Source organism: Paraburkholderia sp. C35 (assembly GCF_003121405.1).
Taxonomy (GTDB): Bacteria; Pseudomonadota; Gammaproteobacteria; order Burkholderiales; family Burkholderiaceae; genus Paraburkholderia.
On record NZ_QBUY01000033.1, the window covers coordinates 51,448 to 75,969 of the forward strand.

23 protein-coding genes are annotated in these 24,522 nt (G+C 61.7%); 11 read left to right on the forward strand and 12 right to left on the reverse strand.

The features are described 5' to 3' along the window. Window positions 1-180: 180 nt before the first annotated feature. The 3 genes from DK391_RS20655 to DK391_RS20665 all read right to left on the reverse strand — a co-directional run bounded on the left by DK391_RS20655 (window position 181) and on the right by DK391_RS20665 (window position 3,070). Window positions 181-855, reverse strand: a complete 675-nt coding sequence (locus tag DK391_RS20655) for a glutathione S-transferase N-terminal domain-containing protein (RefSeq protein WP_109479836.1) — start codon at window positions 853-855, stop codon at window positions 181-183. Between the two features lie 78 nt (window positions 856-933). Then, window positions 934-1,920: an alpha/beta hydrolase gene (locus DK391_RS20660; RefSeq protein ID WP_109479837.1), complete on the reverse strand. Its 987-nt coding sequence runs from the start codon at window positions 1,918-1,920 to the stop codon at window positions 934-936. Between the two features lie 250 nt (window positions 1,921-2,170). Then, on the reverse strand, window positions 2,171-3,070 hold the full coding sequence (locus DK391_RS20665) for a LysR family transcriptional regulator (RefSeq protein ID WP_109479838.1): 900 nt from the start codon (window positions 3,068-3,070) through the stop codon (window positions 2,171-2,173). Between the two features lie 133 nt (window positions 3,071-3,203). Here DK391_RS20665 and DK391_RS20670 point away from each other — a divergent pair, with 133 nt between their 5' ends. Next, on the forward strand, window positions 3,204-4,370 hold the full coding sequence (locus tag DK391_RS20670) for a mandelate racemase/muconate lactonizing enzyme family protein (protein ID WP_109479839.1): 1,167 nt from the start codon (window positions 3,204-3,206) through the stop codon (window positions 4,368-4,370). Window positions 4,371-4,528: 158 nt separating this feature from the next. After that, entirely contained in the window at window positions 4,529-5,878 is a 1,350-nt protein-coding gene (gene dctA, locus DK391_RS20675) for a C4-dicarboxylate transporter DctA (protein WP_109479840.1), read from the forward strand. Between the two features lie 2 nt (window positions 5,879-5,880). On the opposite strand, the gene DK391_RS20680 is transcribed toward dctA, so the two are convergent. Further along, entirely contained in the window at window positions 5,881-6,774 is an 894-nt protein-coding gene (locus tag DK391_RS20680) for an aldo/keto reductase family oxidoreductase (RefSeq protein WP_109479841.1), read from the reverse strand. A gap of 106 nt (window positions 6,775-6,880) precedes the next feature. Between DK391_RS20680 and DK391_RS20685 the strand changes: the two genes are divergently transcribed. Continuing rightward, a complete protein-coding gene (locus DK391_RS20685; RefSeq protein ID WP_109479842.1) occupies window positions 6,881-7,798 on the forward strand; it encodes a LysR family transcriptional regulator in 918 nt (305 codons plus the stop codon). 97 nt (window positions 7,799-7,895) lie between these two features. Further along, window positions 7,896-9,608 (forward strand): dihydroxyacetone kinase family protein, encoded by a 1,713-nt coding sequence (locus DK391_RS20690; RefSeq protein ID WP_109479843.1) that lies wholly within the window; start codon window positions 7,896-7,898, stop codon window positions 9,606-9,608. Window positions 9,609-9,619: 11 nt separating this feature from the next. Here the strand turns inward: DK391_RS20690 and DK391_RS20695 are convergent, their stop codons facing one another. After that, window positions 9,620-10,627 carry an aliphatic sulfonate ABC transporter substrate-binding protein gene (locus DK391_RS20695; protein WP_109479844.1) on the reverse strand — a complete coding sequence of 336 codons (1,008 nt, stop codon included), beginning with the start codon at window positions 10,625-10,627 and terminating at the stop codon, window positions 9,620-9,622. Window positions 10,628-10,870: 243 nt separating this feature from the next. On the opposite strand from DK391_RS20695, the gene DK391_RS20700 reads away from it, so the two are divergent. From DK391_RS20700 to DK391_RS20715, 4 genes are all read left to right on the forward strand, one after another. Next, complete coding sequence (locus DK391_RS20700; protein ID WP_109479845.1) at window positions 10,871-11,866, forward strand: ABC transporter substrate-binding protein; 996 nt, start codon at window positions 10,871-10,873, stop codon at window positions 11,864-11,866. A 26-nt stretch (window positions 11,867-11,892) separates the two neighbouring features. Next, complete coding sequence (locus DK391_RS20705; RefSeq protein WP_109479846.1) at window positions 11,893-12,939, forward strand: ABC transporter permease subunit; 1,047 nt, start codon at window positions 11,893-11,895, stop codon at window positions 12,937-12,939. After that, window positions 12,933-13,745 (forward strand): ABC transporter ATP-binding protein, encoded by an 813-nt coding sequence (locus tag DK391_RS20710; RefSeq protein ID WP_109479847.1) that lies wholly within the window; start codon window positions 12,933-12,935, stop codon window positions 13,743-13,745. Before DK391_RS20705 ends, DK391_RS20710 begins: the two co-directional genes overlap by 7 nt. 67 nt (window positions 13,746-13,812) lie before the next feature. Continuing rightward, on the forward strand, window positions 13,813-14,862 hold the full coding sequence (locus DK391_RS20715) for an ABC transporter substrate-binding protein (protein WP_109479848.1): 1,050 nt from the start codon (window positions 13,813-13,815) through the stop codon (window positions 14,860-14,862). Between the two features lie 16 nt (window positions 14,863-14,878). Here the strand turns inward: DK391_RS20715 and DK391_RS20720 are convergent, their stop codons facing one another. After that, complete coding sequence (locus DK391_RS20720) at window positions 14,879-15,466, reverse strand: DUF1003 domain-containing protein (RefSeq protein WP_109479849.1); 588 nt, start codon at window positions 15,464-15,466, stop codon at window positions 14,879-14,881. Window positions 15,467-15,828: 362 nt separating this feature from the next. Between DK391_RS20720 and DK391_RS20725 the strand changes: the two genes are divergently transcribed. Beyond that, window positions 15,829-16,650, forward strand: coding sequence for an alpha/beta hydrolase (locus DK391_RS20725; protein WP_109479850.1), 822 nt, complete (start codon window positions 15,829-15,831; stop codon window positions 16,648-16,650). Window positions 16,651-16,727: 77 nt separating this feature from the next. On the opposite strand, the gene DK391_RS20730 is transcribed toward DK391_RS20725, so the two are convergent. Together DK391_RS20730 and DK391_RS20735 are read right to left on the reverse strand one after the other, a co-directional pair. After that, window positions 16,728-17,933 carry an acyl-CoA dehydrogenase family protein gene (locus tag DK391_RS20730; protein WP_109479851.1) on the reverse strand — a complete coding sequence of 402 codons (1,206 nt, stop codon included), beginning with the start codon at window positions 17,931-17,933 and terminating at the stop codon, window positions 16,728-16,730. Window positions 17,934-17,976: 43 nt separating this feature from the next. Then, window positions 17,977-18,909, reverse strand: a complete 933-nt coding sequence (locus DK391_RS20735) for an ABC transporter substrate-binding protein (RefSeq protein ID WP_109479852.1) — start codon at window positions 18,907-18,909, stop codon at window positions 17,977-17,979. Between the two features lie 195 nt (window positions 18,910-19,104). On the opposite strand from DK391_RS20735, the gene DK391_RS20740 reads away from it, so the two are divergent. Continuing rightward, the gene (locus tag DK391_RS20740) at window positions 19,105-20,016 is read left to right on the forward strand and encodes a LysR family transcriptional regulator (protein ID WP_109479853.1); all 912 of its coding nucleotides are present in this window, start codon (window positions 19,105-19,107) and stop codon (window positions 20,014-20,016) included. A gap of 27 nt (window positions 20,017-20,043) precedes the next feature. On the opposite strand, the gene DK391_RS20745 is transcribed toward DK391_RS20740, so the two are convergent. Genes DK391_RS20745 through DK391_RS20760 form a run of 4 tightly spaced genes read right to left on the reverse strand, consistent with a single transcriptional unit; the run spans window position 20,044 to window position 24,151 of the window. After that, the gene (locus tag DK391_RS20745; protein ID WP_109479854.1) at window positions 20,044-21,651 is read right to left on the reverse strand and encodes a rhodanese-related sulfurtransferase; all 1,608 of its coding nucleotides are present in this window, start codon (window positions 21,649-21,651) and stop codon (window positions 20,044-20,046) included. After that, entirely contained in the window at window positions 21,648-22,244 is a 597-nt protein-coding gene (locus tag DK391_RS20750) for a cysteine dioxygenase (protein WP_109479855.1), read from the reverse strand. The genes DK391_RS20745 and DK391_RS20750 overlap by 4 nt, the downstream gene beginning before the upstream one ends. Next, the gene (locus DK391_RS20755) at window positions 22,244-23,059 is read right to left on the reverse strand and encodes a class II aldolase/adducin family protein (protein WP_109479856.1); all 816 of its coding nucleotides are present in this window, start codon (window positions 23,057-23,059) and stop codon (window positions 22,244-22,246) included. Before DK391_RS20755 ends, DK391_RS20750 begins: the two co-directional genes overlap by 1 nt. A gap of 15 nt (window positions 23,060-23,074) precedes the next feature. After that, entirely contained in the window at window positions 23,075-24,151 is a 1,077-nt protein-coding gene (locus tag DK391_RS20760; protein WP_109479857.1) for an LLM class flavin-dependent oxidoreductase, read from the reverse strand. A 176-nt stretch (window positions 24,152-24,327) separates the two neighbouring features. On the opposite strand from DK391_RS20760, the gene DK391_RS44935 reads away from it, so the two are divergent. Beyond that, window positions 24,328-24,522, forward strand: a 195-nt coding sequence (locus tag DK391_RS44935; protein WP_204117405.1) for a hypothetical protein, incomplete at its 3' end; no start/stop codon positions are given.

Genomic DNA, 24,522 nt, shown 5'->3' on the forward strand with positions numbered 1-24,522 from the left:
CTTGAAGGTCGCGTGGCAGAAACTAGTCTAATTCACGGACCGGAGAGGTTCCAGGTGTATTTCAGACAAAAGGCTGGCGCATTCCGATTCGCGTATTGGGCGGAGTACTTCAAGCAGCAAACATGAAATGCCGCAGCGAGATGCAGAATGATCTGCGCCACGGCATACCTTATTTGAGGCTTACAGTGCAGCGTTTTGCGGGAACAGTGCGCGGCGCGTTTCTTCATCGAAATCGGCCTTCAGCACGAGCTTTTCCTTGAGCGCCTGTGCACGCATTGCAGCCGGACGTGCCGAGATTTCTTCGACCAGGCGCTTGACGTGCGGATAGTCGCCGAGACCCTTCTCGCCAAGAATATAGCCCGCGAAATTGGCCCAGCCCCACAGCGCCATATCGGCGATGGTGTATTCGTCGCCAGCGAGGTACTTCGATACGGCGAGGCGTTCGTCGAGTACGCGATAGTGGCGCTCCACTTCCTTCAGGTAGCGATTGCGCGCATAGGCAATCGCTTCCGGTGCGTGGTGCAGGAAGTGCACCGCTTGCCCCGAAAACGGCGAGAGGCCCGTGCCGATGAACATCAGCCACGACAGCATCGCGCCGTGGCTGGCTGCCGAGCGTGCAACGAAGCGCTCATGCTTGCCGGCAAGATGCAGCAGGATAGCTTGCGAGTCGAACACGGTCACGCCTTCGTCGACGATTGCAGGCACTTTCGCATTCGGATTGATCGCGAGAAATTCAGGCTTGTGCTGCTCGCCCTTGAAGGTATCGACGGCGATCAATTCGTACGGAAGACCCAGTTCTTCGATCAGCAACGCAGCTTTGAGAGGATTCGGCGACGGGTGGAAATAGAACTTCATGGTGTGTCCTTTCGGTTTGAAGAGAGAAAAAGCACTCATTCGAAATGGGTTGAGTACTTTTTTTAAAGCGTGTCGGGATCAGTGCACAGCGGGCAAGAACTTCAGCAGCGCGTCGGTGACGATGGCAGGTTGTTCCTCTGCGACCCAATGTCCGGAACCCTGCACGTTGACGGCTTGCACGTTTGTCGCAACATGCCGCAACTGGTCGCCGATAATCGGTCCCATGCTTCCCGCGCCGCCGATTCCGAGCACCGGCATGGTCAGCTTCGTTGCGGAGAACGCACGGTTGTCCTTGATGTCCTGCGGAAAGGCACGGTAGTACTCGAAGCCTGCGCGCAGTGCGCCCGGCATCGCGTATTCGCGCGCATACGTTTCTTCGACATCTTCAGTAAAGGCACGCGCATTCACGGCTTCCGAGTTGTGGAACCACTTCAGGTATTCGAGTTCTCGCCCCGCGATCAGCATTTCGGGCACATCCTGCACGGAGTAAAAGCGGAAGTGCCATGTGCGCGGCGTCTGCACCAGTTGATCCCACGGTTCGATGCCGGGCAGCGGCACATCGAGAATCGCAAGCGTGCTTACCTCATTGGGATGTTGTGCCGCGTACGCATAAGCGACCATGCCGCCCATGTCGTGGCCGACAATATTGATCTGCGGTCCAAGCCCGAGCTTCGCGACGAGCGCATGAATGTCTTCGGCTACAGTGGCCTTGTCGTAACCCGTGGCGGGCTTCGACGTATCGCCAAGGCCGCGCAGATCGGGCGCGAGCACCGTATAGCCGCGCGCGACGAGTTGCGGCATCACGAAGCGCCACATATACGACGTAGATGCCCAGCCGTGCAGCAGCACGACGGTCGGGCTGTCTTTCTTGCCCGGCGCGAGCAGATAGTGATATCGCACGCCGTTCACGTCGATCTTGCCGTCTTGGACTCTCGCGGAAGCGGCCGCAATGGCTGGCGATGAAGCGGGCAGATAGTCGTCGCTGACGGCCGCGTGCGCGTGATGCGCCGCGCCGCTCAAAACGACCGATGCAGCAAGCAAGGCAGAGACAAGTGTGTTTCGCATGATGTCGTGTGCGTACAGTTGATGGAGTCGGCACGCGTTCGGCACGGACAGAGCAGGCGAACATGTGCGAAGACCTGAAAGCGGCCCTGCACGCTGCAGGTGCCGCTATCTGGCGGATGGAAGAGATCGTAGAGGGCGGGCCGCGCTTTGACGTACGCGTTTGCCGATGAACTCGTTCGATGAAATCGAACGAGTTGCGTATGCAGGAGAAGAGACTTGAAAGAGCCGGACCAGGCAATTCAAGCCTGGATCACGCGTTGCCTGTAAAGCGCTGAACCAGAAAATCGATAAACGCTCGCGCCCGCGCCGACTGATTGCGGCGGTTCGAATAGTAGACAAACAGATCCGCCGAAGGCTGCGTATAGTCCGGCAGCACGATGCGCAGCCGTCCGCTCTCCACGTATTTCGCCAGATCCCATTCGGAGCGCACGAGTATCCCGTGGCCGTCGAGCGCCCAACCCAGCACGATGTCGCCATCGTTGCTCGACAGCATGCCGTGCACCTTCACGCTCTCCGTGGCGCCGTCGTGCTCGAAACGCCACACGCCATACGCATCGTCGTTTTGCCGATGCACGATGCAATGATGGTTGGCGAGATCGGCGAGCGATTCGGGCGTGCCGTGCCGCTCGAGATAGGCCGGCGACGCGCACAGAAAACGCCGGTTCTCCATCACGCGGCGCGCGTTGAGGCGCTTGTCGGGCAGCGAGCCGAAGCGGATCGCCAGATCGACACCCGTCTCGACCAGATCGACAGGGCGGTCGGTCACGTCCAGTTGCACTTCCACATGCGGATAGCGTTTCGCGAACTCCGACACGAGCGGCGCGATGGTGGTGCGCCCGAAGCCGAGCGTCGCGTTCACGCGCAGCAGGCCGCGCGGCACTGAGCGGCTCGACGACACGGCGTCTTCCATATCGCGGATTTCCGCAAGGATACGTGTGGCGTGATGCAGATACGTCTCGCCCTCCGCCGTCAGGCTGACGCTGCGCGTGGTGCGGTTCACGAGCCGCACGCCCAGGCGCGCTTCCATCTGCGAAAGGCGCTTGGTGGCGGCGGGCGGCGTCAGATCGAGCTCGCGCGCGGCCGCCGACAGGTTGCCATGCCGTGCCAGCAGCACGAAGAACTCCAGTTGCGAGGCGATGTCAGTTTTCACCGAAAGTTAATAAAGAAGTGATTTTCAGTGAATCATAACGCGTCAATTCGCGCATAACCTAGCGACTCCTGAAGTCCCGTAGCTTTGCGCCGCCACATTGCACAGACAAGGGCGGCGCGTTCCTGGAGTTGCCATGAGAATCGTTGAAATCCGCGAGAAGACCCTTCCGATCAGTTCCCCCATCCGCAATGCGTATATCGACTTCAGCAAGATGACGCTGAGCCTAGTCGCAGTGATCACCGACGTGATCCGCGACGGCAAGCCGGTGGTCGGCTACGGCTTCAATTCGAATGGCCGCTACGGGCAGGGCAAGCTGATGCGCGAGCGTTTCATTCCGCGCCTGACGGAAGCGGACCCCGCTTCCCTCGTCAACGATGCCGGCGACAACCTCGATCCGCACAAGATCTGGGCAACGATGTTCAAGAACGAAAAGCCGGGCGGCCACGGCGAGCGCTCGGTGGCGATCGGCACGATCGACATGGCCGTGTGGGACGCGGTAGCGAAGATCGAAGGCAAGCCGCTGTTCCAGTTGCTCGCCGACCGTTATGGCGACGGCAAGCCGAACCGCAAGGTGTTCGTCTATGCCGCGGGTGGTTACTACTACCCAGGCCAGGATCATGGCAAGTTGAAGGACGAGATGCGCAGCTATATCGACCGTGGCTATACGGTGGTGAAGAAGAAGATCGGCGGCGCGTCGCTCGATGAAGACCTGCGCCGCATCGACTCGATTCTCAGTGTGCTCGGCGACGGCCAGAAACTCGCCGTCGATGCCAATGGCCGCTTCGATCTCGACACGGCGATCCAGTACGCGAAGGCGCTGTCGCAATACGACCTGTTCTGGTACGAAGAGCCGGGCGATCCGCTCGACTTCGAATTGCAGGCGACGCTGCGCAACTACTACGACAAGCCGATGGCGACGGGGGAAGACCTGTTCTCGATGCAGGACGCGCGCAACCTGATCCGTTACGGCGGCATGCGCGCCGACCGCGACTGGCTGCAGTTCGATTGCGCGCTGAGCTACGGCCTCGTCGAATATCTGCGCACGCTCGAGATGCTGCATCAGCATGGCTGGACCGCGAGCCGCTGCATTCCGCACGGCGGGCATCAGATGTCGCTGAACATCGCGGCGGGCCTGGGGCTGGGCGGCAACGAGTCGTATCCGGATCTGTTCCAGCCGTTCGGCGGCTTCCCCGATGGCGTGAAGGTCGACAACGGCTACATCACGATGCCGGATTTGCCGGGCATCGGTTTCGAAGGCAAGTCGGATCTGTTCGCAGTGATGCAGCAACTCTCCGCCTGATGTGACACAAACAGGGCCGCGACCGGCGCAAGCAGAACGCCGGCGCGGCCTTGAGCACGAGCGGTAACGAACAACAAGAACAGAAGCGCACAGCACGCAAACGGAGCGCCCGCAACGCCCAGGCGCAACTCACAAGACGCCATGCACAGGAGACAGACATGCAAGGCTCGAAGCTGACGAAGACCTTATCGAAGCTCTACGTCCAGGTACTGATCGGCATTGTCGCCGGTGTCCTGGTCGGCCATTTCTATCCCGACATCGGCTCGCAGATGAAGCCGCTCGGCGATCTCTTCATCCGTCTGATTCGCATGCTGCTTGCGCCGATCATTTTTGCTTCGGTGGTGGTCGGCATTGCGCGCATGAACGACATCCACGAAGCAGGGCGCGTCGGCGTGAAAGCGGTGCTGTACTTCGAGATTGCGTCGACGCTCGCGCTCGGCATCGGGCTGGTGGTCGTCAATGTACTGAAGCCGGGCAGCGGCATGAACATCGACCCCGCGCATATCGACAGCGCGGCCATCAGCAGCTACACGCACAGCGCGCATCAGCATGGCATGCTCGATTTCTTCATGAGCATCGTGCCGAATAGCGTGGTCGGTGCGTTTGCGAATGGCGAGATGTTGCCTGTCATCTTCTTTTCCGTATTGCTTGCGATTGCACTTGCGCGGCTCGGTCCGCGCACGGCGCCATTCGTCGATCTGCTCGACATGTTTCTGCAGGCGATGTTCGGCGTCGTGCGTATCGTCATGTACGCCGCGCCGATTGGTGCATTCGGCGGCATGGCGTTCACGATCGCGAAGTACGGCATTGGCACGCTGGCTTCTTTCGGCGAGTTGATGCTCGCGTTGTATCTGACGTCGATACTGTTCGTGGTCGTCGTGCTCGGCGCGGTGATGCGTTTGTGCGGCCTCTCGCTATGGAAGTTTCTGCGCTATATCAAGGACGAAATCTTCATCACGTTCGGCACGGCTTCGACCGAAGCCGTATTGCCGCAAATGATGATCAAGCTGGAAAAGCTCGGCTGCACGAAGCCCGTGGTCGGCATGGTGCTGCCAACAGGGTATACGTTCAACGCCGACGGCACCGCGATCTATCTGACCATGGCCGCCATTTTCATCGCGCAGGCCATGAACATTCACCTGTCCATCTGGGACCAGTTGCTGGTGCTAGGCGTGTTGTTGCTGACGTCGAAGGGATCGGCGGGCGAGGCGGGCGCGGGGTTCGTGGCGCTTGCAGCGACGCTGGCATCGATGCAGAAGATTCCCGTGTCCGGACTCGTGCTGCTGCTTGGCGTGGACCGCTTCCTGAACGAAGCGCGTGCTGTCACAAACCTGATCGGCAATGGTGTTGCAACGATTGCCGTGGCGCGCTGGGAAGGCGCCATCGACATGAAGACGGCCCGCGCGATGCTGGATCAGGACGACCGCTTGCGCGGCGAACCCGCGCATGACACACACGGCTCCGCGCCCGAAGGCGCGGAGCCGGCGATGCGTTCGCAGTCTCGTTGAGCTTAGTGCCCCGCCTGATGCGCGCCACCTGTGCCACGAATGGCATCGAGCTGGCGCAGTACATCGTCGCTCAGGCGCAGCTGCGCGGCCTGCATATTTTCGCGCAGATGCGCGAGCGACGACGTGCCTGGAATCAGCAGGATATTCGGTGAGCGGTGCAACAGCCACGCGAGCGCAACCTGCATCGGCGTGGCGTTCAACGTGTGCGCCAGGTCCGACAATGCCGACGACTGGATCGGCGTGAATCCGCCGAGCGGGAAGAACGGCACATACGCGATACCCTGTGCGGCGAGCTGATCGACGAGTGAGTCGTCGTCGCGGTTCACCACGTTGTAGTGGTTCTGCACGCAGACCACGGGCGCGATGCGCTGTGCCTCGGCAATCTGCGTCGCCGTCACGTTGCTCAGGCCGATGTGCTTCACCAGCCCTTCGCGCTGCAATTCAGCCAGCGCCACCACCTGCTTTTCAATCGATCCTTCCGCTGGGCTGTGAATGTTGCCCATGATGCGGATATTCACGATATCGAGTGCATCGAGACCGAGGTTGCGAAGGTTGTCGTGCACGCCGCGCCGCAGGTCTTCCGGCTCCATCGCGGGCAGCCATCCGCCGTCGTCGCCGCGCACGGCGCCCAGCTTGGTGACGATGGTCAGATCGGCGGGATAGGGATGCAGCGCTTCGCGAATGATCTGGTTGGTGATGTGCGGCCCGTAAAAGTCGCTGGTGTCGATGTGATTGACACCCGCGTCGACGGCCTCGCGCAGCACCGCAAGACAGGCATCGCGGTCCTTCGGCGGCCCGAACACGCCCGGCCCGGCGAGTTGCATTGCGCCATAGCCCATGCGGCGCACCTGGCGGCCAGCTAGCGGAAAAGTATCGGCAGGATTGAGGTTTGTCATGACGCGCTCCGTGGTAGTCGATGGATGACAGTGTCGCCCGATTGCGCTGTTGAATAAACCCATCTAAAGTGTACGGGCTGTTAAAAATCTTGAACAATGGCCCGCCATGGAATTGAACGACCTTGCAGCTTTCGTCTCCGTCGCGCGCGCGGGCGGTTTCCGCGACGCTGCGCGGCTGAGCGGCGTGTCCGCATCGAGCCTGAGCATCGCCGTGCGTCGCCTAGAAACGAAGCTCGGCATGCGGCTGCTCAACCGCACCACGCGCAGCGTCGCGCCGACGGAAGCGGGCCAGCGCCTGATCGAAAAGCTCACGCCGCTCTTCAGCGAAATGGAAGCGGCGCTCGACGTGCTCAACGTGTTCCGCGACAAGCCGAGCGGCACGCTCAAGCTCAATGTGCCGTCCAGCGCCGCGCGCATCGTGCTGCCGTCGGTCATCGCACCGTTTCTGAAGATGTATCCGGACATACGCGTCGAAGTCGTGGTCGAAGACGGTTTCGCAGATGTGCTGTCGATCGGTTGCGATGCCGGTATCCGTTACGAAGAGCGGCTCGAACAGGACATGATCGCGATACCCGTCGGACCGCGCGTGCAGCGCTTTGCGACGGCTGCGACGCCCGCGTATCTGGATGCAAACGGCAGGCCCGAGCATCCGCGCGAGCTGCTGCAGCACGCGTGTCTGCGCGGCCAGTTCGCAGGCGGCGCGATGCCGACGTGGGACTTCGAACGTAACGGCGAAGTGGTGCGGCTCGATCCGACGGGCCCGCTGGTGGTCAGGCCGAGCGCGGCCATCGAGCTTGCCGTGAGCGCCGCGCTCGAAGATGTGGGCGTGATCCATCTGTTCGAAGGCATGCTGCGGCCGCACCTGGAAAGCGGCGCGCTGGAGCCGCTCCTTGAGCCGTGGTGGCAGACGTTTTCCGGGCCGTTTCTCTACTATCCTGGGCGACGCCATCTGCCCGCGCCGCTGCGTGCGTTCGTCGATTTCGTGAAGACCGACGCAGCGTCGGATGCACCGCTTGCGCGCTGAGGCTACAGTGTTCCCTTTGGGCTGTACGCGGTTAAAAGATTAGGTCTAGGTTTAGGCGCCATTCCGTTACCCGAATTTATCGTCGAGGTTCAACGTCATGAAGAAGCTGCTGAACGATCCGTCGCGCGTGGTGCGCGAGATGCTCGAAGGGCTGGCGATGCTCGCACCGGATACCGCCTTGCTGCGCGATGCGAATGTCGTCGTGCGGCGCGATCTGCCCGAGCCGCAGGCTCGGCACGTCGCGATCATCTCGGGCGGCGGCAGCGGGCACGAACCGGCGCATGCGGGCTATGTCGGCGAGGGCATGCTGGCGGCCGCGGTGTGTGGCGAAGTGTTCACGTCGCCGTCGACAGACGACGTGCTGGCCGCGATCCGTGCGTCGGCGGGACCGAACGGCGCGCTGCTGGTCGTCAAGAACTACACGGGCGACCGCCTGAACTTCGGGCTGGCTGCGGAACTGGCGCGTGCCGAAGGGATTCCCGTTGAAGTCGTGGTCGTCGCCGATGACGTTTCATTGCGCAACACAGTCGAGCGTGGCCGGCGTCGCGGCATTGCGGGAACCGTGTTCGTGCACAAGATCGCGGGCGCGGCGGCTGCGGCGGGCAAGACGCTTGCCGAGGTCGCGGCGCTCGCGCGCAACGCCGCCGATGCGATCGGCACGATGGGCGTCGCGCTCGACGGCTGCACGCTGCCCGCGACGCAACAGTCGAGCTTCAGTCTCGCCGACGATGAAATCGAACTTGGCCTCGGTATCCACGGAGAAAAGGGCGTGCAGCGCACGAAGCCGATGCCTGCCGACGAACTCACTCACACCTTGCTCGACGCCATCACAGACGATCTGCAACTGGCGAGCGGCGAGCGCGTCGCGCTGCTTGTGAACGGCCTGGGCGCGACCACACCGATGGAGCTTGCCGTCGTCGCGCGTGCTGCGATCAATGGACTCGCACAGCGTGGGTTGCGCATCGAACGTGCGTGGTGCGGCACGCTGCTGTCGGCGCTGAACATGCCGGGCTGTTCGATCTCGGTGATGCGTATCGACGACGAGCGCCTCGCACTGCTGGACGCACCGACGAAGGTCGCGACATGGCCGGGCAAGGGGCATGTGAATGTGGATGGCGCAACGGGCATTGCATCGGGTGCGGAAAACGAATCCGTCTCGAACAGCAGCGATGCGAGCGCGAGACACGCTACCGAACGCACGCCGCTGCAATTGGCATTCGACGCGGCCGCGCATGCGCTGATCGCCGAAGAGCACAACCTCACGGATCTCGATTCGAAGGCTGGCGATGGCGATCTCGGCTCCAGCATGAAGCGCGCAGGCGAAGCCGTGCTCGCGATGCCGGCGACGGCGTGGCCATCGGCAGCCGATGCGCTGGCCGAACTTGCCGTGACGCTGCGCCGCGCGATTGCGGGCAGTTCGGGGCCGTTCTACGCCACGGCTTTGCTGCGCGCCTCGCGCCGTCTTGCGCAGAGCAATGCGCTTACGTCATCCGACTGGGCGGACGCATTCGATGTCGCCGTCAGCGCGATTTCAGAACTCGGCGGCGCGCAACCCGGCGAACGCACGATGCTCGATGCGCTGCGGCCCGCCTCGGATGTGTTCTCTGCAGCCATCGAACGCGGCGAGCCGCTGCCTGCTGCATGGGCAGCCAGCGTCGATGCAGCAGAGAAGGGCGCGGCATCGACAGCGGCGATGATGCCGCGTGTGGGGCGCGCAAGCTACCTCGGAGAACGCGCGGTAGGCGCACCCGATGGCGGCGCCGTGGCTGTGGCAATCTGGCTGCGCGCGCTGACCCCGTTCGTGCGCTGATCCGTCATGCGCTAGCCGCCGGCAGCCTGCGCCCGCTTCGCCGCGAAGTCCCACAACTGCGCCTGATTCGTTTCGACGCGCGCGGGCAGCAGGCCGTTCTTGTAGAACGCATCGGCGATGATCTGCTGCTCACCGAAATTCTGCTGTGCGACGGCGCGCACCACGTAGCTGCGTCGCGCGTTGGCACGCTCGATGGTTGATGCGTCGAGACCCCATACGGGTGCCAGCGTTTTAGCGGCTTCATCGGGATGCGCGCGCAACCATTCGCCCGCTTCCTTCAACTGATCGAACACCACTTGCACTACTTCAGGATGGGCGTCCGCGAAGGTGCGCGACGCGAGATAGTAGCGCTGATAGGACGCCAGCCCATTGCCGTTCTCGAGAATGCGCACATCAGGGTTCTTATCGACGGAAGCCACATATGGATCCCATGTGATCCATGCATCGACGCTGCCGCGCTCGAATGCCGCGCGTCCGTCGGCAGGCGTGAGATAACTGATTTTCACGTCGGCCGGGGCGAGTCCTGTCTTGTTCAATGCTGCCAGCAACAGATAATGGCTGCCTGCCGCTTTCGTCACCGCGATGCGCTTGCCCTTGAGATCAGCGAGCGTTTTCAGCGGGCTGTCGTTCTTGACGATGATTGCCTGGGCACCCGGCGAAGGCGCTTCCTGCGCGACATACACGAAGCGGGCATGCGCGGCTTGCGCGAAGATCGGCACGGTGTCGGCAACATCGGCGCTGAAATCGACGGCATCGACATTGAGCGCTTCCGTCAATGGCAGGCCGCTCGTGAACTCATTCCATGAGACCCGCACATTCAATGGCGCGAGTGCTTTTTCCAATGTGCCGCGCGCTTTGAGCAGCGTAATCAGCGTGGACGATTTCTGATAACCGATGCGCAATGAAACAGGTGCACCTGAATTTTGCGCAAAGCTCTGCGCCGATGTGAGCGCCGATGCCAACGCAACCAGCGAAGCAAATGCGAGCCGCGCGAAACCCCGTCGTGTCATATACGTCATACGTGTATCCGTTTTCTATGTTGAATCGGGCGAAGCAATGGACCGATCCGGCATCGTAGCAACGGAAACGCCGCTTCCTAAGCGAATGTTTCAGCTATGTATCGCATGACTGAAGATAAGCGCGTGCATGAGTCGAAAAATGCAAACCATAAATATTGCCGAGAGATAAACATATAGAAATAGAATAATTCTCACCGTGGTCCTTCGTCGCTACGCTTGCCTGCATATCGACTGTGAGGATCTATGAGCGCTTCTGTTCCAACGTCTTTTTCTGCGCGGCGACGTGTGCTGCGCGCACTCGCGGCGGCGCCTGCCGCTGCTGCGTTGTCTGTATCGACAGTGCGTAGCGCACGTGCTGCCGAAACCGCGCAGACCACCATCGTGCTCGGCGATCAGGCAGGCGGCACGCGCGCGCTCGCTGAGGCGGCCAAAGTACTCGACGGCGCGCCTTACGCGTTCCGCTGGGCCAACTTCCAGGGCGCCGCGCCGCTGTTCGAAGCGCAACGCGCAGGCGCTGTCGATCTCGCGCCCGCTGGCGATCTGCCCGTGCTCGCGGCGGCTGTCGGCGATCCGACCTTGAAGATCGTCGCGACACGTGTCGGCTCCGGTGCGCAACTTGGCATCCTCGTCGCGCAGGATTCGAAGATCCGCACGGTGGCCGATCTGAAGGGGCGCACGGTGTTCATCTCGTCCGCGCGCGGCAGCATTTCGCAATTCCAGCTATATGGTGCGCTCGCCGAAGCCGGGTTGTCGAAAGACGATGTGTCGGTGCGCTTCATCTTGCCCGTAGATGCGTTTGCCGCATTTGCGTCCGGCTCGATCGAAGTGTGGGCCACGTTCGATCCTTATTACGGCATCGCGGTGCAACGCGGTGCACGCATCCTGCGCGACGGGACGGGCATCAACAGTGGCCTGGGCTTCATCACGGCTTCGGGTGCGGCGCTCGCCGACACACACAAGCGGGCCGCGATCGCCGATGTCCTGCAGCGTTATCAACGTGCAGGCGACTGGGCGGTAGCCAATCCCGATGCTTACGCGCAAATCTACGCCACGCTCACGCGCTCGCCACTCGACGCCGCGAAGCAGATCACGAAGCGTGCATCGCTGAAGCAGCATTTCGTGTCTGACGCCGACATCGCTGCATTGCAGAAGGTCGCCGATGCCGCGTATCGCGATGCCATCCTGCCGCGGCGCATCGATGTGCGCGCGATTTCGGATACGAACATCGGCGCTGCGTGAGCCGTATTTTCAGGGAGCTTATCGACATGTCCTCAAACACCCAGGCAATCGATCTCACCGGCCTGCATGCGCATCCAGCCACTGTGCCGCAAGACGTGAGCCGGAAAGTCGTCGCCGTGCTGGCGGCACTCGCATGGCTAGGCGGCGCGGCCGTGACGCAATGGTGGCACGCACTCGACGACTGGCCTTACACGCGTGAACTGCTGATACTGAAGTTCGCGCTCGCGGCGTTGTCTGCGGCAATCGGTGTGCGCGCGTGGCGGGGGAATGGTTCGCTCGCGTCGCACGCGGATGGGCAGCAGGCAGCCGTGGATAGATGGCTTGCTTCGACGCCGTGGTTGCTCGCGCTTGCGCTCGGCATCACGGCTTGGGAAATCGTCACCGCGCAACTGGAATGGCTGCCGCGCCCATTCTTCGCACCGCCTCAGGCACTGATCGCCGTGTTCTTCGACGATCTGCCGAGACTTGCCTCGAGTGTCGCGCATTCGTTCGTGTTGCTGGCGTATGGCTATGTGCTCGGTGCGCTGACGGGTTTCGCGATTGGCGTGAGCATCGGCTGGTCGCGTGCGGTGGGTTACTGGCTGCATGCCGTGCTGCGGCTGATCGGCCCATTGCCTGCCACGGCATGGCTGCCGCTCGCGTTCTTCTTCTTTCCGTCGAGCTTCAGCGCAAGCGTCTTTCTGATCGCGCTTGCCAGCGCGTTTCCGGTCGCTGTGCTCACGTGGTCGGGTGTTGCGAGTGTGAATTCGGCGTATTACGACGTCGCACGCACGCTCGGCGCGCGAGCCTCGTTTCTGATCCTGCGGGTGGCCATTCCTGCCGCGCTGCCATCCGTGTTCGTCGGCCTGTTCATGGGGCTGGGCGCGTCGTTCTCCGTGCTGATCGTCGCGGAGATGATGGGCGTGAAGGCGGGACTCGGCTGGTATCTGCAATGGGCGCAGGGCTGGGCTGCGTATTCGAACATGTATGCCGCGCTGCTCGTGATGGCGCTGGTGTGTTCCGGTCTGATCACGCTGCTGTTCAAGCTGCGCGACCGTCTGTTGGCCTGGCAAAAGGGATTGCTCAAATGGTAGCCGCTACTCAGGTAAGGCTCGCGCACATGGATGCGCGGCAAGGTGCGCGCATCGATGTGCGCAACGTCAGTCATCGTTTTGCATTGCGCGGCGAAGCGCTTGCCGTGCTCGACGATATCAGTCTCACGGTCGAGCCGGGCGAATTCGTCGCGCTGCTCGGCCCGAGTGGTTGTGGCAAGTCGACTTTGCTGCGGCTTGTCGCGGGGCTCGATACGCCTGTGCGTGGCGCGCTGCATGCGAACGGCGTGCCGATTGCCGGACCGGATCCGTCGCGCGTGGTGGTGTTTCAGGATCCGACCTTGTTTCCGTGGCGTACCGTGCGCGACAACGTTGGGCTTGGACCTGAAGCGCAGCGCCTGGGACGAGGTCATGCGGCACGTTCGGAGACTGCGGCGCGTATCGATGCCGCGCTGGAACTGGTTGGACTCGGCCAGTTCGCGGACGCGTTCCCGCATCAACTGTCGGGCGGCATGGCGCAGCGTGCAGCGCTGGCGCGTGCGCTCGTCAATGATCCTGAACTGCTTGTGCTCGACGAACCGTTCGGCAAGCTCGATTCGCTGACACGAATCCGCATGCAGGGCGAACTGGTGCGCTTATGGCAGGCTGCGCGCTTTTCCGTGCTGCTCGTTACGCACGATGTCGAAGAGGCGCTGTATGTCGCTAATCGCGTGATCGTGCTGAGCGAACGGCCGGCGCGCATCGTCGCGGAGGTGCGCAACGATGCGCCGTATCCACGTCATCGCGATGACCCGAAGCTCGTCGCGCTGCGACGTGAAGTGCTCGCGCAACTTGGCCTCGATACATGAACACGCTTGCTTTCGATTTCGCTTTTGACACCGCATTTGGCTCATCACGCACTGGAATAACAACGACATGAAACGCGACGACAAGACCGATCATCCGATCATCACTCCCGCGCGCCGCGCCTGGCTGCGCAAGACCGCATGGACGGCAGGCGCTGCGGCAGTTGGCGGCGCGTCGTTCCTGCCCGGGTTGCCCGGTCTGCGTGCCGCGGCTGCCGACGAAGCCCTGAAGCCGCTCAAGCGCTCATGGAACGCGGGCGCGATCTGCACGGCGCCCGTGCCGGTCGCCGTCAAGCAAGGGTTCTTTCGCAAGCATGGCCTCGATGTCGAACTGATCAACTTCGCCGGTTCCACCGACCAGTTGCTCGAAGCGATCGCGACGGGCAAATCGGATGCGGGCGTCGGCATGGCGCTGCGCTGGATCAAGCCACTGGAGCAAGGATTCGACGTGAAGCTGACGGCGGGCATTCACGGCGGCTGCATGCGTCTGCTGGCGACGAAGACATCCGGCATCGTCGATTTGCAGGGCCTGAAAGGGCGCACAGTGGGCGTGAGCGACATGGCGAGCCCGGCGAAAAACTTCTTTGCGATCTCGCTGAAGAAGCTCGGTGTCGATCCCGACAATGACGTTCACTGGCGGCAGTATCCCGCGACGCTGCTTGGCGAGGCGCTCAAAAAGGGGGAAGTGCAGGCGATCGCCGATGGCGATCCGACCATCTGGACCTTGCGTGAGTCGGATCATTTGCAGGAAGTGTCGAACAATCTGTGCGGCGAGTACGCGAACCGCGTGTGCTGCGTGCTGGGGGTGCGCGGGTCGCTGATTCGCAAGGATCGCGCGACCGCGCAGGCGTTGACGCAAGCGTTGCTCGACGCTACCGAGTGGACGGCGAACAATCCTGCCGAGGCGGCGGCGATTTTTGCACCGAATGCGCCGGGTGCGAATGTCGGACAGTTGACGGCAATGCTTAAAAGCCATACCGATCATCATCATCCGGTCGGCGATGCTTTTAAAAAGGAAATTGCGTTGTATGCGGATGATTTGAAGTCGGTTGGGGTGGTGAGTGCGGGGACGGATTCTGGAAGGTTTGCTACGCGGGTGTTTTCGGATGTGCTGGCTTGACCGGCATTCTGATCATTCAACTGCCCTTCACATGCCTCTCCCGCGTGATCTTGTCGTGCACATCATGCGTGAGCCGCGCGATCTGCTCGGTCAGATCGCGCGTCAACTCCGTCAATTCCGTGTTCTGTTTGAGCAGCCCCTGCATCTGCTCCGCCTGATGCGCTAATGCCTTGTCGCGCCTTTCAGCAGCCAGCGCAAGTGCCTCACGATGACGCGCATCCGCATCGGCAAGCGCCTTGTCTCGATCGGCCTGCCGCGTCTGCGCGAGCAGAATCAACGGCGCGGCATACGCCGATTGAAGACTGAACGCGAGATTCAGCAACACGAACGGATAAACATCGAAGCGCGTCACGCCGCACACATTGAGCGCAATCCACACGGCGACGATCACCGTCTGCGACAGCAGAAACGTCGGCGTGCCGAAAAAGCGCGCAAACGATTCGGCCTTCAACGCAAACCAGTCATTACCGAACGTCGTGGTGAGATGCGCATAGGGAAGCTGAAAGCGCAGATGATCTTGCGACTCCAGATCGGGTTCATCGTGCGACGCGTGATCCGGAACCTCACGACTCTGCGACGCAAGACCGTTGATGTTGCTTTCCATGATTGCAAGGACACTGACTGGATTGAAAGGCGCGCGTAGGGCATGTCACGCGTCGAAGGTACGCCGACTGTAGAGCTTCGACTCGCAGCAGTATTACGCAAATGCACGCATCCCTTTCCGTCTGCACGGCCTGATAGCGAAATGCAGGCACGCATGCGAACGCGAATGGTCGTGCAGATACCAAAGTGTCGGGGCCACGCAAAAGGCGAGTGTTCGATTCACCGCGATACTGGACTCATACGCGATGCCCAAGTGCAATGACGACCGCACAGCCCGCAGCGCGTATTTCGCCGCGTCGCTCACAGGATGCATTGCACGCGATGAGTGACGGCTGAACTGGCATCAGTCAAGGAGTCCAAGTAATGGCTACGTTTGGTTTGAAAGATGGTACCCAGCTTTTCTATAAAGACTGGGGTTCGGGACAACCGGTCGTGTTCTCGCACGGCTGGCCGCTGAATGCCGACGCGTGGGACGCGCAGATGATGTATCTGGCGGACAAGGGTTATCGTGTGATTGCGCATGACCGGCGTGGACATGGCCGTTCGAGCCAGCCGTGGGACGGCAACGACATGAGCCGTTATGCCGATGATCTCGCCGAGCTGATCGAACATCTCGATCTGAAAGATGCTGTGCTGGTCGGTCATTCGACTGGCGGCGGCGAAGTGGCGCGCTATATCGGCCGCCATGGCACGCAACGTGTGCGCAAGGCTGTGCTGATCGCGTCCGTGCCGCCGCTGATGCTGAAGACGCCCGCCAATCCGGGCGGCCTGCCGATTTCCGTATTTGATGACATTCGCAAGGGCGTCATCGAAAACCGCTCGCAGTTCTTCAAGGAACTGGCTGTGCCGTTCTATGGCTTCAATCGCGAAGGCGCGAAACCGTCGCAAGGCACCATCGACGCGTTCTGGTTCGCGGGCATGCAATGCTCGATCAAGAGCGCGTACGACTGCATCAAGGCATTCTCCGAAACGGACTTCACGGAAGACCTGAAGAAGATGACGGTGCCGACGCTGGTGCTGCAAGGCGACGCCGATCAGATCGTCCCCATCGACGATTCCGGCAAGCTTTCGTCGAAGCTCGTGCCGAACGGCAAGCTGAAAATCTATGAAGGCGCGCCGCATGGCATGTGCACGACGCACGCGGCGCTGGTCAACGCGGATCTGCTGCACTTCATCAAGGACTGACAGCGCGCGGTATTCGCTGCGATATGCAAGTCCACCGGTTCTGAATGCATCGGCAGGACTTGCTTTTACGCATTGCACTAATGAAACGCAGCAAACGCCGCACGCCCGAGATTGCCGAGCACCGTGTCGTTCTGCGGCGTATGAATGCGCGCGCACAGCACGTCGCGATAGTGACGTTCGAGTGAGTTGTTGCGGCTCAGGCCAGGATTGCTGCTCGCTTCGAGCGCCAGTTCGACCGCGTCGATCGCGTGCTTGCTGACGAGATATTTGATGGTCGGCGCTTCCGCAACGCTAACGTGGCCCGCCGCGCCAGCATCGAGCAACGTGCGGTTGTTGAACAGCAATGCGTCGATGCGCCCGACTGTCTGCTGAAAACTGTCGAGGCTGGACAGCGGCGCATTCAAACCCGATGGCGCGCGTTGCGCAGCCCATTGCACGAACCAGTCGCGAGCGGCACGCGCGACGCCGTCATAGATCGACGGCAGCAGCACATTCATCCACTGGCTAGTCACAGGGTCCATGCCACTCGCAGGGCCAGGCGTTTGGAGATCGACGGCCTGATCCAGCGGCACGCGCACATCGTCGAAGATCACTTCATGACTGCCCGTCGCGCGCATGCCCAGATGATTCCACGGCTCGCCGATACGAATGCCCGGTGTGTCGCGATGCACGAGCCATGTGCCGACGCGCGGCGACGTTTCATCGGTTCGGCCCCACACCGCGAACCAGGTCAGCCCTGGACTGCCTGTCGAATAGAGCTTGCGGCCATTCAGTAACCAGTGCCCGTCTTTCTGCGTGCCGATGGTGGCGGGCAAACCGCCACGCGATGGCGAACCGAGTTCGGGTTCGACGCGCAAGGAATTGATCAACGCGCCGCGCTCCACGGCGTCGCGGGCAATGCGCTCCTTGAGCGCGGCGGGCCAGTTCGGATTCGCCTGAAGACGCAAATGGTAAAGGCACTGCATCACGACGATCAATGCCGTGGACGGCTCGCCGCGCGCAATCGCACGGATCACTTTCAGGCTTTGCGCGAGCGTTGCCTCGTGGCCGCCCAGCGCGCGTGGAACCGTCAGTGAGAGCAGGCCGGCGCGGCGCAGTCTCGCGAGGTTGTCGTGAGGAAAATGCGGACCGGCGTCGAGCGCGGCAGCACTGGCGGCGAATTCATCCGTCAGGACAGCCAGCCATGCGTCCGCGCGTGAGCTGTCGAGATCCGCGAGCGCTTCGAGGGCATCGGCGTCGCGCTCTGTTTCGAGGAGAGTGGTATCGGGATGGCGGCGTGTCATGACAGGCGGACGTTATCGAACGGATGAAGGTTGTTGGGTGAAATCACTGTGCATCCAGCGGAAATTGCCGGTCGAAGCTCGGCGCAACTTCGAGTCGCGTCTTGATCACGTCGGCACGGTGATAGAGATCGGCGGTCTTTTGCTGCTCGGCAACCAGATGGTCGGCGATGGCAACGGGATGCAGTTGGGCACGCTGATACATCGTCTTCAGTACTTCAGGCGGCAAGCCGGTGACGCGCGATTGCATCGCCGCAACTTCATCGGGATGCGACAGTGCCCAGCGTTGACCCGCGGCAACGCGCTTCAGAAAGTCGGCTATTTCCGCGTGCCTCGTCTTGATGGAATCTTCGGTGGCGGCCTGGAAGCTCAGCCCCGATGAAAGATTCACGCCGTTGGCGATACTGCGATCGTGATCGCGCTGTTCAGCGAGCGCGACATAGGGATCCCACGTGGACCACGCATCGACATTGCCTGAAGCGAGCGCGGCCTTTGCATCGGCGGGTTGCATGAAACGTAGCGATACATCGGAGAGTTTGATGCCCGCGCGTTCGAGTGTGGCGATGACGAGGTAATGGCCAATCGAGCCACGCGTGGTCGCGATGCGTTTGCCTTTGAGATCGGCGGCGCTTTTGATCGTCGATTGTTCGGGGACGATGATGGCCAGATCGACCGGCTGCGAACGTGTCGCAGCGACGGCACGCACTTTCGCGCCTGCTGCATAGGCGAAGATCAACGGTGCATCGCCGAGTCCGCCGACATCGATCGCACCCGCGTTCAACGCTTCTCCGAGCGGTTGTGCAGCCGGGAAGTTGAACCATTCGATCTTGTACGGCACATCTTTCAGTTGCCCGGAGGCTTCGAGAATGCCGCGCGTCTGTAGTTGCTGATCGCCGACTTTCAAGGTCGTGTCGGCATGAGCGGTAAAGGGTGCTGCGGATAGTGCGATCAGAAGCAGGCGAGCGAGCAGACGTTGCATGATGGTTCGGTATGGAGGCGAGTGAACATGAAAAACACACGATACGCAGGCGCTTTTTATAAGGCAAACGCATTGTTCTGCTTAGCTAATATGCGAGACCGAAATGCGTGTGCAGACTTGAAGGCTCTATATCAATCACGCTAAGCTCAATGCGTTGTGTCATTCGTTCATGCTTCATCAAGTGGAAAGTACTCAATGAAACTCGATGAGATCGAGGCATTTGTCGCTGTTGTGCGCGGGCAGTCGCTGAGTCAGGCGGCAAATTCGCTGGCGCTCACACAACCCGCCGTGACGCGCCGCATCCAGAACTTCGAAGAAGCACTCGGCGTAGCATTGCTCGATCGCAATACGAAGCCGCTGAGAACCACGCCGATGGGTCGCGCGGTGTACGAGCAATGCCGCGCAGTCGTCCGTGAAATCGAAGTACTCAAAGCTCTCGTCACTGACGATGCGCCGTTAGCGGGCGTGCTGCGCGTAGGTGTCGCACAGACGGTTGCCGATGTCGCCATGCTCAAAGCGTTGCACGCATTGCGTGAAGCGCATCCGGGACTGCAGGCGCGCGTGTCGACGGGTTGGAGCAGTCTGCTATTGCAAAAGGTGGAAGAGGGCGAACTGGATGCTGCTGTCGTGCTGCTGCCTGCAAATCGCTCGCTGCCGGAGGCTTTGGTTGGCGAATCGCTCGGCGCACTGAAGCTCGCCGTTGTCGCGCGCAAGGGCAGCATGACGAAGCGTGTGGTTGCGCTGGCCGAGTGTCAGGCGCACGGCTGGGTACTGAATCCCGATGGGTGTGGCTTTCGCGCGGGCTTGCAGCATGCGCTTGCCGCACAGGGTCATGCGTTGAAGCTGAATCTGGAAACGCTTGGCACCGAGCTTCAACTCGGTCTCGTCGCCGATGGTGTCGGGCTGGGACTCGTGCCTTTGCCGCTGCTGCAGGCGAGTACGCATGCTGCGCGTCTCGACGTGATTCAAGTGAGCGATTTCAGGCCTGAAATCGCCGTGTGGATGGTGCGCTCTCGCGTGCTTGGCAAGATGCAATCGGCGTTGACGGTGCTGGCGGAAAGCATTGCACGCAGCTTCGAAGCCGCGCGTCTGTCGCGCGCGGCCTGACCTTCAACACGGTGCGGTTAGCACCCGTCAGATCACGAAGAAGCCATGCGTACCGTCGCGCTCCAGTTGCGCGACGAGCCCGTATTCCCATTCCAGGTAGGCGTTCATCGCTTCGCGCGCATTGTCGGTGCCTTCATAAGGACGACGATAACGGTCGATGCGCGGCGAGGCGAGATGCGTTTCGCCGCTTTCTACTGGCAGTCCCGCGCGTGCCCATGCCGATGTTCCGCCGTTGAGCACGTGTACCGGCTTGCCCGTGAGTGCCGCAATTTCCGGCGCGACATAGGGGGCTAGTGCACTCGTGCCGCACGTGACCACATAGCGCTTTGCATCTGGCAATGCACGCAGGTCGTCGAAGGTATTCGACAGATGCGCGCGCACGATCCACCGTGCGCCCGGTATGTGCGCTTTCACATGATTCGCGCTTGTCGTGACGTCGAGCACGACTGTTCCGCTCGCGGGGTCCGAGAGCAGTGCGTCGAGTTCGTGCGGCGTCAGCGTGGGCGTCGATGCGGGCGGCGGCTTCAAGGCTTGCCATGGCCCGCTTGCCGTCAGATCGTCCGCCGATGCGCCGTCCACCACCCACGTGTCGATGTTCATCTGTGCGAGCCACGAAGCGGTCATGTTCGCGCGCACGCCGTCATCGTCGAACAAGACGACGCGCGCGCCACGCACGGGCGCGAACATATCCGTCTCCTGCACGAGCTGGCCGCCTGGCGCGCCCTGAAAACCGGGCGCGTGCGCGCGTTCGTATTCGGCGGGTGTGCGTACATCGAAGCGATACGTGGTGCGTGCGGGATCGGCGGCCCAACGTGCGGCTTCATCCAGTGTCGTGCGGTTGACGCCTGCGCGCTGTGCCAGCGCCAGTGCAGCGCGACGCGATGCTTCAAGTTGCGCGGCATCGAATCCCGCTTGCGAGTCGAAGCGCCGCTCGCTGCCATGTTCGAGTTGCTGGCCCGCGAGCGTCCAGCCGATCGTGCCGTTGCGCAGCGCCGCGACAGGATTGGGTAGCCCCGCATTGACGAGCGACTGCGTGCCGATGATGCTGCGCGTGCGTCCCGCGCAATTGACGATGACGCGCGTGGTCGGCTTTGGCGCAAGCGCACGCGCGCGCAGCACCAGTTCTGCGCCTGGCACGCTGGTGCTGCCGGGGATATTCATCGTTTGATATTCGTCGAAACGGCGCGCGTCGAGCACGACGATATCGTCGCCATTCTTCAGCAGCGCATCGACAGCTTCCGCCGACAGCGACGGCGTGTGCCGCTGCGCTTCGACAAATTCGCCGAACGCCTTGCTCGGCACGTTGACGTCGCGGAACACTTCGCCGCCCGCGCGTATCCAGCCGTCGAGTCCATCTGCGAGCAGCGCGACGTTCGTATAACCGAGTGCGGTCAGCTTGTCGGCAGCGCGCTCGGCGAAACCTTCGCCGGCGTCGAACAGCACGATGGGTACGTCGCGGCGCGGCAGACGCGTCCACGCATCCAGTTCGATGCGCGACAACGAGAGGTTGGCCGCGAACAGGGGATGGCACTGCGCATGCGGATCTTCTTCACGCACATCGAGCAGGGCGATTTCGCGCCGTGCGAGCAGCGCTTCGCGCACGTCTTCATAGCTGCGTACGGGATATGACTTCATGACGAACTTCTTTCCTTGCTGAGGTCCCACAGGTTCGGGATGGTTTCGTTCGAATAGCCGGAGATGAAGGGCTTGCCGAGACCGTCGGGTGCGTAGGTCGAGCGTTGCACGGCGCCGATATTGGCACCATACACGTGAATGCTGACGGAGACGCGGTCGTCGTACGCATTGCGCACGCGGTGAATATCGCCGATGCGCGGCGAAACAGCTTCGACAGTGCCTGTTTCAAGGCGTATTTCTTCGCCCGACTGACGCAGCGCGCCACTGCTGTCGCGCTCGAACGGCGCAGCGAGTTCCGCTCCGCGCAACACGCCTATCAAGCCCCACACCGTGTGATCGTGGATGGGCGTCTGCTGTCCCGGTCCCCAGACAAAGCTGACAACCGAAAAGCGCTGCTGCACGTCCGCATACAACAGGTATTGCTGATAACGCTCTGCGGATGGCTTCGCGAAGACATCAGGCAGCCAGTCGTCGACGCGGACCAGTTCGCGCAACGCTTGCGCGCCACGCTCCAGCAACTCGGATTCTGCAGGCTTCGTGTCGACGAGTGCCGCGATCTCGCCGACGAAGTGACGCAGCTTGTGATTGGCCATCAGTCGAGCAGCCCTGGTTGCTCTTCGACGAGTCCTTCATACAGGCTCTCGAATGCGTGCTGCGCGCCGCCGGGACGGCCGACCTGCTGATGCGTCAGCGCGGCCATGTCGTGCGGAATTGGCTGTGGCGTACCGGCGGCCTGTGCGAGCAGTTGCGCGTGGCACGCGTTGTCGAGCGCGATGTACCACCACGCCGCCGCTTCAACAGTCGGACCTGCCGTGAGAATGCCGTGATTCTTGAGGATCACGGCCTTGTTCTGGCCGAGTGCGTCGGCGATGCGCGCGCCTTCGTCGGTGTCGAGCACGACGCCGCGGAAATCGTCGAAGAGCGCGTGGTCTTCGTAGAACGAGCAGGCGTCCTGCGTCAACGGATCGAGTTTGCGCCCCAGTGCGGACCATGCCTTGCCGTACAACGATTGCGTATGCGCGGCAGCGACGACATCGGGCCGCGCTTCATGAATCGCTGCGTGAATTGCAAATGCCGCCTGATTTACGGGGCCATCGCCAACGACGATCTCGCCATGCTGGTTGACGAGCAACAGATCGGATACGCGAATGCGGCCGAAATGCTTGCCGAGCGGATTGACCCAAAAGTGGTCCGTCCATTCGGGATCGCGCGCGGTGATATGTCCGGCGAGACCTTGCGCGAATCCATAGCGGGCGAACAGACGGAAAGCGCCTGCGAGACGTTCCTGACGATGCCGACGCTCCTGCGCCACGGTGCGCTGCGGCGCGGCGTCGTCGTCGAACCAGAACTTGCGCACGGGTGTCTCGCGCAGCGCGAGGGTGGGCGTATCGTGGAGTATGGTGCTCATGTTTGCGCCTGGTTGTTATGCTGCGCGGCGCGCACGGGCAGTCAGTTCACGCGTGGCGGGGATCAGTTCGCGGCCATAGTCGACGGCATCTTCGAGCGGATCGAAGCCACGGATCAGGAAGGTAATCACGCCGAGGTCGTAGTACTCGGAGAGCGTCTGCGCGACCTGCGTGGGTGTGCCGACCAGTGCCGTCGAATTCGAGCGTCCACCGATCTCCTTTGCAACGGCGGTCCAGAGTCTGTCATCGGCGCGTACGCCGTCGCCGGATGCGGCGAGCAGACGCTTCGCGCCTTCGCTCTGTTGCGGGCCGCCGCGTGAAAAGCCCTGCTCGACACGCAAGCGCCGCGTCTCTTCGAGGATGTGCTCCGCACGCTCCCACGCCGCTTTTTCTGTTGCAGCGAGAATAGGGCGGAACGACACGGAGAAGCGCACCGTGCGGCCATGCTTTGCTGCTTCGGCACGCACGCGCGCAATCAATTCCGCGACCTGTTGCTTCGATTCGCCCCACAGCGCATAGACATCGGCGTGCTTGCCTGCGACGCTCAGCGCAGCTTCGGACGCACCACCGAAATAGATCGGCACATGCGGCGTCTGCTTCGGCTTGACATCGGAGAAGGCCTTTTCGAAGCGATAAAAACGGCCTTCGTGATCGAAGGGTTCGTGTTCCGTCCACACGCGCCGCAGGATCTGCAGATATTCGTCGGTGCGTGCATAGCGTTCGTCGTGCGCGAGAAAATCGCCGTCGCGGCGCTGGTCTTCATCGCTGCCGCCGGAGATGAAGTGCACGGCGAGACGCCCGCCGGAAAAATGATCGAGCGTCGCCAGCTGGCGCGCGGCGAGCGTCGGTGCGACGAAGCCTGGCCGATGTGCGAGCATGAAATGCACACGCGAGGTCACGCTCGCGGCGTATGCAATGGTGATCGTCGCGTCGGGGCTGGTCGAGCTATGCGGTACGAGAATGCGGTCGAAGCCCGCGTTTTCGTGGGCCTGAGCGAAGGTGCGCACGTATTCGGTGTCGATCGCGGGGCCTTGGGGAAGATGCGTTTCCGATACCTTGCGCTGCTGGATCATGCCGATGAATTCGACGCTCACGTTGGCTCCTTTCTTTGCCGTTTTTCCGGTGTTTTCCGGATTCTTCCGGTTTCTTCCGCTTTGACGGACGTTGAGGTGTGGAAGCAGACGCGCTCGGCGTCTACAGGTCGAAATCAGGCTATCACTGCGTTATGCAGAATTTAAATAGTAAATTCAGATAAAGATATGGGGTGTGCATGTTAGTGGTTTTGGTTTTTTTGCTTTTTGCTTTTTTGCTTTCGCTTTCGCTGGCGTCCGCGATTTGCGTCTGGTTTGCTAGCGTTGCCCCTGTGCGGGGCAGCACCTACTTTTCTTTGCCGCGGCAAAGAAAAGTAGGCAAAAGAAAGCCGCTGAACACCATCCACTACGGTCCTTGCCTGCGGGCCCCCAGC

What these genes read in the sequence shown, in the direction of transcription:
- DK391_RS20655 (WP_109479836.1), bottom strand. Translation starts at nt 855, where the DNA reads ATGAAGTTCTATTTCCACCCGTCGCCGAATCCTCTCAAAGCTGCGTTG.
- DK391_RS20660 (WP_109479837.1), bottom strand. Translation starts at nt 1,920, where the DNA reads ATGCGAAACACACTTGTCTCTGCCTTGCTTGCTGCATCGGTCGTTTTG.
- DK391_RS20670 (WP_109479839.1), top strand. Translation starts at nt 3,204, where the DNA reads ATGAGAATCGTTGAAATCCGCGAGAAGACCCTTCCGATCAGTTCCCCC.
- dctA (WP_109479840.1), top strand. Translation starts at nt 4,529, where the DNA reads ATGCAAGGCTCGAAGCTGACGAAGACCTTATCGAAGCTCTACGTCCAG.
- DK391_RS20680 (WP_109479841.1), bottom strand. Translation starts at nt 6,774, where the DNA reads ATGACAAACCTCAATCCTGCCGATACTTTTCCGCTAGCTGGCCGCCAG.
- DK391_RS20685 (WP_109479842.1), top strand. Translation starts at nt 6,881, where the DNA reads ATGGAATTGAACGACCTTGCAGCTTTCGTCTCCGTCGCGCGCGCGGGC.
- DK391_RS20690 (WP_109479843.1), top strand. Translation starts at nt 7,896, where the DNA reads ATGAAGAAGCTGCTGAACGATCCGTCGCGCGTGGTGCGCGAGATGCTC.
- DK391_RS20695 (WP_109479844.1), bottom strand. Translation starts at nt 10,627, where the DNA reads ATGACGTATATGACACGACGGGGTTTCGCGCGGCTCGCATTTGCTTCG.
- DK391_RS20700 (WP_109479845.1), top strand. Translation starts at nt 10,871, where the DNA reads ATGAGCGCTTCTGTTCCAACGTCTTTTTCTGCGCGGCGACGTGTGCTG.
- DK391_RS20705 (WP_109479846.1), top strand. Translation starts at nt 11,893, where the DNA reads ATGTCCTCAAACACCCAGGCAATCGATCTCACCGGCCTGCATGCGCAT.
- DK391_RS20710 (WP_109479847.1), top strand. Translation starts at nt 12,933, where the DNA reads ATGGTAGCCGCTACTCAGGTAAGGCTCGCGCACATGGATGCGCGGCAA.
- DK391_RS20715 (WP_109479848.1), top strand. Translation starts at nt 13,813, where the DNA reads ATGAAACGCGACGACAAGACCGATCATCCGATCATCACTCCCGCGCGC.
- DK391_RS20720 (WP_109479849.1), bottom strand. Translation starts at nt 15,466, where the DNA reads ATGGAAAGCAACATCAACGGTCTTGCGTCGCAGAGTCGTGAGGTTCCG.
- DK391_RS20725 (WP_109479850.1), top strand. Translation starts at nt 15,829, where the DNA reads ATGGCTACGTTTGGTTTGAAAGATGGTACCCAGCTTTTCTATAAAGAC.
- DK391_RS20730 (WP_109479851.1), bottom strand. Translation starts at nt 17,933, where the DNA reads ATGACACGCCGCCATCCCGATACCACTCTCCTCGAAACAGAGCGCGAC.
- DK391_RS20735 (WP_109479852.1), bottom strand. Translation starts at nt 18,909, where the DNA reads ATGCAACGTCTGCTCGCTCGCCTGCTTCTGATCGCACTATCCGCAGCA.
- DK391_RS20740 (WP_109479853.1), top strand. Translation starts at nt 19,105, where the DNA reads ATGAAACTCGATGAGATCGAGGCATTTGTCGCTGTTGTGCGCGGGCAG.
- DK391_RS20745 (WP_109479854.1), bottom strand. Translation starts at nt 21,651, where the DNA reads ATGAAGTCATATCCCGTACGCAGCTATGAAGACGTGCGCGAAGCGCTG.
- DK391_RS20750 (WP_109479855.1), bottom strand. Translation starts at nt 22,244, where the DNA reads ATGGCCAATCACAAGCTGCGTCACTTCGTCGGCGAGATCGCGGCACTC.
- DK391_RS20755 (WP_109479856.1), bottom strand. Translation starts at nt 23,059, where the DNA reads ATGAGCACCATACTCCACGATACGCCCACCCTCGCGCTGCGCGAGACA.